This window comes from Affinirhizobium straminoryzae (genome assembly GCF_007004135.1).
Classification (GTDB): Bacteria; Pseudomonadota; Alphaproteobacteria; order Rhizobiales; family Rhizobiaceae; genus Neorhizobium; species Neorhizobium straminoryzae.
In genome coordinates this window covers 241460-253844 of record NZ_VJMG01000010.1, presented here as the reverse complement: position 1 = coordinate 253844, position 12385 = coordinate 241460, and the positions used below count along the sequence as shown (strand labels likewise).

Below are 12385 nucleotides of genomic sequence, written 5' to 3'. Positions count from 1 at the left end.
CAATCAGGGGAGCAGGTCATCGGGCGGAAACGCATGGAGTTCACAGGGTAAAGCCCGCCGGGACAGAACCGACGTTCACTGTGCCGAACGAACAGTTTGATTTTGAGAATGATGTGGCATGTTTTGCAACTCTCCGTGCCATCAGGCCCCGCAACCAATTCAAAACAATCACAACATAAAACACAAAAACAACCGCAATCCCGCGGCGGAAATCAACGATCCAAAACCATCCGGTAGCCAACACCGGGTCACTGGTGCAGGTCAGATCCTTCGATCAAAGACAGAAAATTCCTTTCTGCGCTTATGCTCCGGGTCCTGTCCCAGCACGCGATGGATGCCATACCGGATTTCCGCATCCTCAAGATCATCCCAGATGATTTCCTCCGTCTCGGAAAGTTCGACAATCGCCACATTGAATTCACACGCCGGTACCGAAACGGCGATATCCGAAAGCACAGAGCGCGCCTGCTCTGCGACGTCCTTCACACCTTCGCTTCCGCTCACACGAAACCAGAAGTAAAACTGTTTCCTTGCCGTATCGCATTCGGAGGCAACGGCGAGCCAGGGTGCATGCCGAAGCTTTTCCAGTTGCTCATGTGCCTCTTTTCGGATCTCGTCCAGCTCGCTAGGCGTCATCGTAACCTCATATTCTGGGGGCAGGCATGGCGGGAGTGGGTTCTTCGGCCCATTTCCAGTAATCGCCTGCCATCGGTGGGCAACCTGCTGTCGCGGATGCGTTCAGCAACCGCCGCAGCCGTCGCTGCTTGCCTTCGTATTGCATCTGATGCCCGGGCCAGGTACCGAGATATTCCCGGCCGGGAATGGGACCGGGCCTCACCGCGAAAAGACCATTCACATCCTCCCGCATTTCCGTATGGCGTTGCGCGACTTCATTGCGGACATTCTGGATTTCGCGCTGCAGACTCTCGCAATCATGGCATGTTGAACAGGCATCCGAAATCGTCTTTGTCTTGAAACGTGCCTCAGATTCGGAATGTGCATTTTGGTAAAGCCTGTATCCGCCATAGGCGAGTGTGCCGACGGCTACAGTTCCAAGGATGGCCCAACCAATCGGATTGGAAACCAGGAATGTTCCCGCAGCGGCGGCGGCTTCCGGGGCCGCGGCAAGGACCGCCCATCCGGGTGGTGTCGCTGCCAATGCTGCCGGTGCGACCATCAGCTTGCTCCCGCCTGCTGGGCCGCAGCACCCACGAGCTGCTTCATGGCTTCGCTCACCTGTGTGTCGGCGTCCGTCCTGGGTTTAGTCAGGAAGGCGCGCACCGCCGGATCGTTGGCCACATGCCCCTTCGATATCACCATCAGAAAGGCCCATTGTGCATGCCCCCGTTCCGTGCGAATTCCGAAGGCCCTGCCGACGTCTTCGCTGTAGCGAACCTGTTGGGCGAGCTCTTCATCCGAGCATGCCTGCGTGCAGTCTTGGGCGACAGCGCGGAGATAATGCATGATCCTTCTGCGTAAATGCTCCCGACGGAAATCGCTCATTTCGGAAACCTGCCAGGCCTCAAGCCTCAGCGGGCCTGATGGTGGAAGAATGTCACCGTCCGGACGGCGTGCCCGCTTGATGCCCCCGCCCCACTCTTGCGAGGGAGCGAACAGGAGCTGTCGTGCCGGCCCCATCAGCCGGGTCAACTGATCCGGTGAAAACACCTGAAACAACTGGACCAGAACGTTGGGATCGGCGTGGCGAAGAACAACGCGTTCGTAGAGAAGCGGACTCTGCGTCGATGCTGTCTCTGCGTGCAATTCGGGTGCATCATGTGCCGCATGCGCGTCGACACTTGCTGCCCGAAGCTCGGAATAGTCTGATGGCGATAGGCTCGCGGGTCTTCCCTCACGTGGGATCAGGGCCTGGTTCAGGCCTCTCAGGTGCCGATAGATTGCTTCCTGCACGATACTGGCGTCCGTGATCCAGAATACCGCCGCCGGCGTGTCCCCCATCAGCTGCAAAACGCCATCCAGACGGCTCCTGATGACAGGGAGATCGGATAGGCTGGAATGCGGAAGTACTCCGCCGCCTGACGGATCTCCTGCCTGAAGAGCTGTGACCATATCCTCGGAGAGTTTCCGGGCCCGGGCTGCCAAGGCTTCATCGGAGATATCGTCCGCCGCATCGCCGGGGGCGTGTCGAGGTCTTGCCGGCTGGCTGAAATCCACCAGCCAAGGTCCGCCCAGAACGGTCGCATGATTGCCATTCGAGTAACGGTAAAGCGGGCGATGGGCGACGTCGACCTCATTCAGCAGGGCTGGCAGACCTGTGAAACGTGCTGCATCCAGCACCGCAAAAATACGTGTCTCCCCGTTGAGCAGTTGAGAATTGAGCTCCGATGCCAAGGCCCGGGCCTGCAATGATCGCTCCTCCTGCCGCTGACCGTCCCGCGACATCTCTAGCCCCTCACCATCGGTGTTGAATCGGATGCCATTCTTTGCTGGCATGATGTGCCGGACGTTTCAGATCTCGTTGCCCCTGCCGTCGCCTCGGCCTGTTTGTCGCCAATGAAAACATTGGAAGAACCCGTCTGCGCCTGGCCGCCGCAATCGATTGCGTCCCCGATGCGCCCTGCCGGTCTGCCGTTGATGAAGACGGATGACGAACCGATGGCCAGGTGACGCGGATGCTCGGGCTTCGGACAGGTCGGACAGCCATGCGGCACATAGGCATCGCCGACGCGCATCAGAGGCCGGTTGTTGACGAACACGTTCGGGCTTCCCCCGGTCGCGGGACTGGGCGGGAAATGGCAGCTATGACCGGAACCGATATCACCTTTTCGATGTGCTTCAGGCATGGAAAACCTCAGTGTTTGTCAGGCTGCAGTGGCTCTCACCCGTATCGACGGATCGTCATGAAATTCGAAAAGCTTTCTCAAGCCGGGCCTGGACCAGGCAATCAGGAGGAACAGGGTTAGCAAAGCTTCCGGACCAAAGGCTCCGAAGCAAAGCCAACATGCTGAAAAGACTGCAATATGCAGCGTCATGAACAGAAAACAGGCGTGGTTTCGCTGTGTCGTCACGCGCTTCATCTGTTTCGTCTCCTGGTATGGTCTGACGAGGGCCCGATCGCCCGGGTTTCCAAAGAGATGCCCGAACCGCCTGTGTGTCGTTCTGGTGACGCGGCGGAGCGGCGGCCGGTCTTTGCCTCAGAAGGGATTGTGATTCCTGGCAAAGTTTCGCACGGCGTTCACATAGTCACCGATTGTATCGAGTACGCCGGTCTGGTTTGCATTGTTTGCGGATTGCTGAGGCTCTGGCGGCACCATCCTGATCGTCACGAACATGTTGAAGTACGCGGAATTCATCGGATTATTCAATTTTAGCTTGATCATCGCGGTTTCCGCGGCACCTTTGGTGCGAAAGTGATAGGTTCTTCCACTGTTGTAGGTGTCGCTCCAGTGATCGTCACCAAAGTAGACCTGCATGTCCATGATTTGGTCGAGAGGGCCGCGAATGATGGACAGGATTTTGCCGGCCTTTTTGGCTGCATTGACCGCGCGCATGGCCGCGCCTTGATTTGGCTTCGGCGGCTTGTCCGGCGCATAAGCCGTCATTGCGCCTGGAACTCCGTCGCGGCTGCTTGAGGGAAATATCGTCAGCTCCGAATACCCCGTCTTCAGCAGTTCGAAGTTAACCGTGTTCAGGACAACACCGTTTGTCTGAAGCACCACCTCCGAATTTTGCGCCACGATGCCTCGAAAACGCTGCGAAAATCCCTGTCTCTTCGTGTCCAGCACAGGCTGGGTGCGCCGCTGGTTGGCAAGGAATTCCTCTGCCGGGCTGGGTCCTGCAGTCAGAACCTGGCCTGTGTTTGCAGGCTTTTGCGCCTGGCTTGAAGCAGTGTCATTCATGGTGCTGGCTCCCTGCTATTGCGAGGAATGGGCGCAGGCGCGATACCGCTCACAGATAAAGCGGGAGCGCTCGCGATAGGCATTTTCTGCAGACGGAAAATTCTTCAGGGTCGCATCGTTCAGAAAATAGAAGTGCTTGCGGACCTGTGTCGGTGCGCAGGATGACGGTAGCCCGAACAGGCATGCTGCATTGTCTTGCATGGAGCCGACATCGATCTGAGACGTCACCTTCGCACCGATGCAATCTGCCGCGCCTTTGCACGTATAAAAGGCAATATCTATGAGTGGTAGGAGGGCATTATCATCCAGTTTGATATTGGCATCTTTGTACTGCTTCAAATAGGCAGCTATTGCCTCTTGTCCCGTATTGGCTCCGCCTTCGGCCAGCCTGCTTTCCAGAAGTACGTAGGACACGAGATTAACCTCCAGTGGATCGATGAACTTTTCGAATTCCACCTGCCCGAGTTTCGGGCATTGGGCATTATCGAGATCTTTCAGATAGCGGTATAGAGCGCCCGTCTCGAACAGTGGCTGGGGCGGATTTCCGATGAGACGGGTGCATTCGTTGGCGGTAGAATGGCCTGACGCCGGCCATAAAGTGGCTGCAACAAAAATCGTCCACAAAGCAGCGAGCGTCCGTGTCATCTTGGTCAGCATCAGTTTATATCCACTCTACCGCCTTTGATCTCTATGGTTTTGCCCACAATTCGAACGGCGCCGTCTTCCGAAAGCTCGATGTGCGACTCTCCACAAGCAAGGATAAGTGTCTTGCCGGCATAAACCTCCACGTTCTCGCCACCTGCGAAGATTTTGCTCCCGTCCGCCTCTTCATGCGTGGTGCCGTCGACTGAAATGGAGTAATCGCCCTCAATATCGATATGAGCATTGCGCCCCACGGTTACCCGCCAGTCATTGCCGGTATTGAGGATTGCGCTTCCCTGCACATAGCTGACGGACGAGAACGGTTCGATACCCCCCGCAATTGCCATTCCGGCGACTTTTGTCGTGTTGAGGAGGCTGACAAGATCGAATTCTCCCCACGAAGAATCTGTCTTCATGGTTTTCGATATCAGGTTCAATCCGGCCGCTGTTGCAGCAACCGTCCTGATATCCATGAATCCGATCTGCTCTATATTGAACGCTCCGACCTGTGTTTCCTTGTTTTTTGTAACGCTTTCGTACTGATTGTTTTCAACGATGGTATGATCGTTCGTTCCGACGATGCGAACATTGCTGTCTTCAACGGCCGTGTACATGTCTTTCTGGGCGCGAAGAAATATCTCCTCGCGTCCCTTTTCATCCTCAAATCTCAGCTCATTCGAACCCATTCCTTTATGGGTGTTCGTCTTGAAGACGCTGCGCGTCTTGTGGGCCGGCAGATCGTAGGGCACGGCATTGGCCGGATTCGGTACGACGCCGATGACGAGGGGCCTGTCCGGATCTCCATCAACGAAGGCAACCATGACCTCCATGCCGATGCGCGGAATGATCTGGCTTCCCCAGGTGCCGCCACCCCAGCTTTGCGCCACGCGCACCCAGCAGGTGTCGGAACCGTCCTTCTTCGCCTTTCGGTCCCACGGGAACCACAGCTTGATGCGGCCATATTGGTCGGGATGAATCTCTTCGCCTGGCGGGCCTGCGACGATTGCCACCTGCGTCCCCTCGATGCGCGGGCGCTTCGTCTCGCGGTGCGGGGTGAGCGGAATGCGCGAAGGCAGGGCCTCGAAGGTGTTCCGGTATTCCGGTGTGTCCGTAGAGGTTTCATAGGAGCGATCCACCACCTCATGACGGATCGCAACCACCACATACTCCTCATAATGATGATCTGGATGGGCGACTTCGTAAGGGGTGAACCTGCGGCCGGGCTCCAGAAGCCGGGAGGTGGAAGCGCCATGCACCCGCTCGTGATCGGCCTCCGTGGCCTGAACCCTGAGCTTCTCGGCCCGTTCCGCTTCGGCGACGGACGAGATGCGGGCAGGGTATTCGTAGAGTTCGCGTTTGATGGCGTCCGGCATCTGGACGAGTGAAGGCGTTTCGGCCAGCGGAACCATCGATGGCGTTTCGAAATTCCAGTCACTTCCCGCGCGCTTGCCGGGAACGTAGGAGAAATGGCGTTGCCATTCGCTGATGTGATTGCGATCCGACGAACCTTGCGCAAGCCGCACCTTTCCTTCGCCATCAGCCGAGGGCGAGGGGCCGAGCCAGCCGGCGGCACTATCGGCCACATGCAGTCTGTGGCGGCCGTCTTCATGCGAAAACCAGTAGAACAGTCCGTCTTCCTCGAGACGCCGGGTGAGATAGTCCAGATCCGTCTCGTTGAACTGCACGCTGTAGTGCTGCGCAGGCGGCGACGAGATGACGCCAGAGGTGTCGGGAGCCGGAATTCCGTGCTCGGAAAACAGCGTTTCGAGGACGTCCAGCGCGGTCTTGTCCATCCAGATGCGACAGTCGGAGCGGCGCGACAGCAACCACATCTGCGGGCGCAGCACCATGGAATAGGCTCGAAGCCCGCGTGTGATCGGGGGGCCTTCGTTGAGCGAAGTCACCAGACCATTGAAGGGACGGCGGACGGCAGAGCCTTCTTCACCATCACCCTGCGAGATCTCCAGCGATACATCGACCAGCTTGCCGATCAATTCCTCGGGTTTCACCTGCGGCTTTTTCGAGCGGGCAGAAAGCTGGATTTCGAACAGGCGGTTGACGCCTTCTTCGATCGACACCTTTTCCGGCAGTAGCTGATCCTCCCCCAGTGGTGAGAGGATTTTCAGCACACGGCTGGCCTGTATGAAATCGGCGGATGATGGCTGATCGTTCATAAGGTCTGATCCCGTCCTCAAGCGTTCCCTGGCCTGCATGGCACCGTCTTCGTGTTTCAAGGCTGAAGGGTAGCGTCGTGTCAGTTCCGCTGCGGCTCCGCTTTGGCTTTTGATTGCGTTACAAGCTGCTGCAGATAGGCATTCAGCAGTTTGATGTTCGCCTTATCCGCCGCCTTTCGATAGGCCGCGACCAGGGCATCCCGCTTCGCCTTGCCGTCCTCGCTGGCGTAGAAGGTTGACAGCGTGCCGAGATCCTCCGGCGCCAGTGTCGCAAGCGCTGCAGCCAACCGGTTTTTTTCCTGTGCCTGAGCCACGTCCTTTGCAACCGGCTTTTCATTCGTGTTGCGCGCCCGCAATGTTTCAAGCGTCGTTCTGGTCTGTGCCTGCAAGTCTGAGAGGGGAAGGGCGGCAAGCTGCTGTGTCGTAGAATTGGTCAGAATTTCCAGAGCGGCGTACATGACCTGTTCCGTAAAGGCCGTTTCGGCGGCAAGCTCCGGCGATGCCATGGCCTCGACAAGCTGTCCGACACGCTCTCCACCCTGCGGGTCATGCCCCTCGGTTTGCCGAGGGGTGGATGGTATTCCGCTTGCTTCATCGGTCTGCGCCACCGTTGATGTGCGCGCTTTGATCAGCGCCTGGGCTGCTTTGGCGAGAGCGCTCGTCTCGACATCTGTGCCGGCGGTTTTTGCAAGGGCAGCGGAGATGTCATGGTTCATGGCCTCCGGGTTGAAAGCAGATGCCGCGGCGGCCTGCAGCGCGGGCTGCACGTCCGGGATATGCGGAACACCGTCCTTTGCCGCGGCACGGGCAACGCTTGCGACCAGCGAAGGCATGGAGGCAAGGCGCGGCCCGACCGCTTCGATTTGCAGAAGCGATTGATCAGCCGAGGCCTTTGTCTCAGCAAGTCCGGATGAAAACAGAAACGTACCGAGCGCCACGGCCACAGTCGGCGCGAGGAACCGGAGATGCAGCATGCGTGCAAGCGACTTTCGAGAGAGGGCGACCATGTCCTGCATCCCGGTCAGATCATGCGGACATCGGTCAACTGACGCGGGCGCGCATCGGCAGACATGCGGTTGATGATCTGCTCGGCCTTCATGATCTGCGCATGTTGCGTCGGGTCTATGATGAGCTTTTCCAGCACGTTCTGGTCGGGATAGAATTTCCCGTTTCCGGTCTGCATGCTCAGAAGATCGATCCGGTCACGAATGCCGCCACCGATGTTCTTGTAGCGAATCCGCTGTCCCGGCTGATAATGCGGATAAGGCCTGCCGATCATCCGCGGCAGCGTTTCCCTCGGATAATCGCGTGCCGAAGGCATCTGGCTGATCGACGTGGAGCCATATTCGATATCACGTCCGATCGTCTGGTCGCTCCCGCCTATGGCGGGCGCATAGCGGACCAGTTCATCGGAATCGAGGACGGCGGCCATGTAGAAGAGGAGTTCCATCTTCTGCGACAGACGCTGCTCATCGACCTTGCGTGCGGACGGTGGATTGCAGAAGGGGATCTGTCGGGTCAGGTCGGCAATGCTGTTCTTGCCGGCCTCGCCAATCTGCTTGTCATCGCGAACACCCTGGACAAGATCGTGGACGCAGATGTGATTGACGTTGATGAAGTCTTCGACGCGCGTCTTGTAATTGATCGCGGTCGGAGCTGATGCGATCGGCGCACTGCTGGCATAGGTTTCGGCGGCCTTCTTGACCTGGTTGCCGGCCACCTTCTTCGCTTCATCCAGCACGCTTCCCAGCGCGAACATCAGCGTCTTGCTGGACGAGGCGGCGTGCAGCATGTCGAAGGTGCGATTGAGATTGTTGTTGCAGATGACGTTCAGCATGGCACGTCCCGCAAGGACGCGGACCGAGGTTGCCGCGAAGGCCGCCATCATGACGCTGCCGGTGAGGATCGACGCGCCGAACACGAAAAGTTCCGCCTGGGCGCGATCTCGCTCCGCCTGCGCCTTCGTTTCGCGCGTGAAATTTTCCACGGCAAGATCGTAGGCCCGGACATAGGGATTGGCGACATAGCTTTCCCACTGCGATTTGTACTTGGGCAGTTCGAGCAGAATGGCATTCAGGCGATCGGCGGCTGAAGACATGTGTCCTCTCCATCTATCCAGGCGAATGGAACCTTGGCCTGCGGCCGGGCAGGCATGGAATGGGGGTGCCGGCTTTGCCGGCACCGTCTGTCGAGGCTGCCTTAGGCAGCCTTGGTGGTTGCCAGATCGTAGGACGCGATCATCGGCGACTGAGGCGACTGGTTCTCGTCGAAGGGCGTGTACTTCACTTCCATCTTCGTGAAGTTGAGCTTGATCGTTTCGATCGGGCGATCGCCGTTCGAGTCGATCGAGTAGCTGGCCAGAAGCGTGTTCGTCAGCGTGTATTCGATATAGGTTTCGCCCGGGTTGCCGGTGGTGACGAGATGGATCGTTGCACGCTTGCCGGTGCGACCGGAGCAGGCTTCCTGGAACAGCTTCGTGGATGAGGAATCGCTGACCTTGGTCAGGATCACTTCCGAAACCGTGGGTTCCGAAGCTTCGCGATTGGCAGCAGAGCCGGCTGCCGTGTTCATGTTGCGTGACACGTTCCAGTGAATGGCTTCGATATCCATCCACTTGCGATGCTGCTCATGCGTTGCATCACCCTGAATACCATCGATCTGCAGATAAATCGGCATGCGTCGAATCTCCTGTTCGAGAATGGTTTGCAGTTTACGGCGCGTCAGCGCGGCGCCGTTCTCCTCCCCTTGCGCCTTTGCGCGCCGGGGCTACTTCATCCGGCACACCGCCCGAGGCGACGTCGACGGATTCGATGGCGGCATCCTGACCGAGGACATCCACCTGGAAGTCCTCGCCGTCGTGCCGGATATCGATGTTCTGGACCTGCGCATTGTTCGTCAGGCCGTCGAGAAGTGCGGAAGACAAGGCAGGCATCAGGTCCCGCATGATCATTACCTCGATCGCTCTGGCACCCATTTCGCTGTGCCGGGCTCGGGAGCAGAGAACGCTGCGCGCATTGTCGTGGACGGTCAGCGTTGCGCCGTAGGCAGCCTTCACGCGTGTGGCGATCCGCATGAGATGAATATCGATGATGCCAAGCAGGGCTTCGGGGCTTAGGGGCATGAACGGAAGAATTGTCGTTCTGCCGAGAAAGGCGGTTTTGAACTGTCTTTGCAGTTCCGGCAGGAGCAATGCTTCCAGAGCGTCATCCTGGGGCATCGTATCGGGATCCGCCGCGAGGGTTGCCAGCAACTCCGACCCTGTATTGGCTGTCATGAAGATCGTCGTGTTGCGAAAATCGATGTCGCGGCCTTCGCCGTCACGCAGGCTTCCCTTGTCGAAGACCTGATAGAAGATGTCGTGAACCCCGGGATGGGCTTTGTCGATCTCATCCAGCAGCAGCACGCCATAGGGCCGACGACGGACCGCTTCCGTCAGCACGCCACCTTCACCGTAACCGACATAGCCGGGCGGAGAGCCGAGCAACATAGAAATCTTGTGCTCTTCCTTGAACTCCGACATGTTGATGACGGTCAGGTGCTGGCTTCCGCCATACAGCATATCGGCAACCGACAGTGCCGTTTCGGTTTTGCCCGTGCCGGACATTCCAACCAGCAGGAAGACGCCCGGCGGACGGGTCGGGTCCGAAAGACCGGCCTTTGCGGCCCGCATGGATTGGGCAATGCGACCCATGACGTGATCCTGCCCCAGCACACGCTGCTTCAGCTGCTCATCGAGTGTCCGGACCGCCGCGATCTGGTCGGAAAGGAGCTTTCCGACCGGAATGCCGGTCCATCGCGAAACGATAGCCGCCACAACATCACGGTCGACCACCCGCGGCACCAGCCGTTCCTCGCCGGCGATGTCGGCGATGGCCCGTTCAAGCTGCTTGAGCGTGGCAAGCGGAGACTCTCCGGCGCGCGTAACCGGTGAAAGGGGCGTCACATTCGTTGTATCAACGCCCCGACCGGCGACAGGCAGGTTCCGGATGTCGGGATCGCCGTCCATCGTCTGTTCAACCCGATCCGCTTCGGTGCAAAGCTGCCCTTCCGCCTCAAGTCTTGTCTCGAGCGAGGCGATTTTGGACATGATCGAGGCGGTTTCCGTGTCGATGTCGGAAAGTCTTGCCATGTTTGCCGCTGTTGCGGGTTCACGGCTAAGCCAGTCCCGCTCCTGTCCAAGCAGATCGAGTTCGTTGCGCAGGTCCGCCAGTGCGCCGGGCGTTGTTTGTCTTGCCATCGCAACTGCCGCGGCCGCCGTATCGAGAACGCTGATGGCCTTGTCCGGCAATTGCCGCGCGGGAAGATAACGGGCGGTCAGCTGAACCGCCGCACGAATGGCTTCGTCACGAATACGCACGCCATGATGCTTCTTGAGCCCCGGAGCGATGCCCCGCACCATCTGGATGGCGGTTGCCTCGTTCGGCTCGAGCACCTGGACAAGCTGAAAACGACGGGTGAGGGCAGCATCCTTTTCGATGTGCCTTTTGTATTCGCTCCAGGTCGTGGCTGCGATGGTTCTCAACTCGCCGCGGGCCAGAGCGGGTTTCAGAATATTGGCAGCGTCGCCCTGACCGGGCTGTCCACCAGCTCCGATCAGGCCATGCGCTTCATCGATGAAAAGGATGATCGGCTCCGGTGAGCTTCGAACCGCATCGACAACGCCGTGCAGTCTGCGTTCAAACTCGCCCTTCACGCCGGCGCCGGCCTGGAGGAGGGTCAGGTCAAGCAGCAGGAGCCGCACATTCCGCAGCCGCTCAGGCACATCGCCACCGGCAATCCCCAGGGCAAGCGCTTCCACGATCGCGGTCTTGCCCACCCCGGGCTCTCCGACCAGAATGGGGTTGTTCTGGCGTCGCCTCATGAGGATATCGATGACCTGGCGCAGTTCCTGCTGACGGCCGATCACGGCGTCCAGCTTCCCCGAACGTGCGTCGGCAGTCATGTCGCGCGTGTAGAGCCTCAGGAATTCGTTGAAACCTGTCGTCGCAGTCGCCGCGCCTGGTCCGTCGTGACTGACGGACGGCCGAGACTGCGCCGCCATCCTCAAGGCATCGAGACGGTCTCGGTCAACACGCAGCAGGGCTGGCGCTGCACCGCGCACATAGGCCCGAAGCGATGCTTCGTCGATGAGGGCTGTGATCACATCGGGCAGGGTGACGACCTCACGCCCCCCTTCGAGAGAGGCAAGCAGCCACGCTTCGCGGCAGACGGTCAGGATGTTCTGCGACAGAACCAGAGATGTGCCATCCCCGCCCCCGAGGTCCGCAATCGAGGCATCCGACTGCCCGCGAAGGGTTTCTATATCCAGGCCGAGTTCCGCGAACACGCTCCCGAGATCCGGCAGGTCGAGCAGACCGCGCACCCAATGGATTACCTCCACGCTCGAATGACGCAGGCGTGCAGCGATGGATGCGCCTGTCTCAAGACCGACACGCGCCGGTCCGTCCAGCCTCCCCACAAGACGTTCCAGGTCAATGTATGGCATACACAAAACTCCGCTCACTCCGAAGTTGGGCCCACGCACTGGTTGTGTCGCAAGAGCTAGGGCGGTCACTTCCGCATGTCCAGAGGGAAAAGTGACGAATGCTAACTTTTATAGCATCGCAGCGCCGCGTCATGATTCTGACATCTTGTTTTGGGGCTTGATTGCCAGCAATCATCGACCAATATGATGTCCGAAAGGCATCAAACTCTCTCGATTCAGGGTTT

12 protein-coding genes are annotated in these 12385 nt (G+C 58.8%); all 12 read right to left on the bottom strand.

Annotated elements, in window-relative coordinates; genetic code table 11:
• Nucleotides 1-261: 261 nt before the first annotated feature.
• Nucleotides 262-636: a PLP-dependent aminotransferase family protein gene (locus FNA46_RS05235; protein WP_143124041.1), complete on the bottom strand. Its 375-nt coding sequence runs from the start codon at nucleotides 634-636 to the stop codon at nucleotides 262-264.
• Nucleotides 637-643: 7 nt separating this feature from the next.
• Nucleotides 644-1177: a DUF1206 domain-containing protein gene (locus FNA46_RS05230; protein ID WP_143124040.1), complete on the bottom strand. Its 534-nt coding sequence runs from the start codon at nucleotides 1175-1177 to the stop codon at nucleotides 644-646.
• Entirely contained in the window at nucleotides 1177-2403 is a 1227-nt protein-coding gene (locus FNA46_RS05225; RefSeq protein ID WP_143124039.1) for a hypothetical protein, read from the bottom strand. The genes FNA46_RS05230 and FNA46_RS05225 overlap by 1 nt, the downstream gene beginning before the upstream one ends.
• 2 nt (nucleotides 2404-2405) lie before the next feature.
• Nucleotides 2406-2804, bottom strand: coding sequence for a PAAR domain-containing protein (locus FNA46_RS05220; protein ID WP_143124038.1), 399 nt, complete (start codon nucleotides 2802-2804; stop codon nucleotides 2406-2408).
• 18 nt (nucleotides 2805-2822) lie between these two features.
• Nucleotides 2823-3038 (bottom strand): hypothetical protein, encoded by a 216-nt coding sequence (locus FNA46_RS05215; RefSeq protein WP_143124037.1) that lies wholly within the window; start codon nucleotides 3036-3038, stop codon nucleotides 2823-2825.
• Between the two features lie 117 nt (nucleotides 3039-3155).
• A complete protein-coding gene (locus FNA46_RS05210; RefSeq protein ID WP_143124036.1) occupies nucleotides 3156-3860 on the bottom strand; it encodes a hypothetical protein in 705 nt (234 codons plus the stop codon).
• Nucleotides 3861-3875: 15 nt separating this feature from the next.
• A complete protein-coding gene (locus FNA46_RS05205) occupies nucleotides 3876-4517 on the bottom strand; it encodes a hypothetical protein (RefSeq protein ID WP_143124035.1) in 642 nt (213 codons plus the stop codon).
• Nucleotides 4517-6676: a type VI secretion system tip protein TssI/VgrG gene (tssI, locus tag FNA46_RS05200; protein WP_143124034.1), complete on the bottom strand. Its 2160-nt coding sequence runs from the start codon at nucleotides 6674-6676 to the stop codon at nucleotides 4517-4519. The genes FNA46_RS05205 and tssI overlap by 1 nt, the downstream gene beginning before the upstream one ends.
• 80 nt (nucleotides 6677-6756) lie before the next feature.
• A complete protein-coding gene (locus tag FNA46_RS05195; protein WP_143124033.1) occupies nucleotides 6757-7683 on the bottom strand; it encodes a hypothetical protein in 927 nt (308 codons plus the stop codon).
• Between the two features lie 14 nt (nucleotides 7684-7697).
• Entirely contained in the window at nucleotides 7698-8774 is a 1077-nt protein-coding gene (locus FNA46_RS05190) for a hypothetical protein (protein ID WP_143124032.1), read from the bottom strand.
• A gap of 101 nt (nucleotides 8775-8875) precedes the next feature.
• Nucleotides 8876-9352, bottom strand: coding sequence for an Hcp family type VI secretion system effector (locus FNA46_RS05185; protein WP_142881271.1), 477 nt, complete (start codon nucleotides 9350-9352; stop codon nucleotides 8876-8878).
• Between the two features lie 34 nt (nucleotides 9353-9386).
• Nucleotides 9387-12161 carry a type VI secretion system ATPase TssH gene (gene tssH / locus FNA46_RS05180; protein ID WP_143124061.1) on the bottom strand — a complete coding sequence of 925 codons (2775 nt, stop codon included), beginning with the start codon at nucleotides 12159-12161 and terminating at the stop codon, nucleotides 9387-9389.
• Nucleotides 12162-12385: the final 224 nt, after the last annotated feature.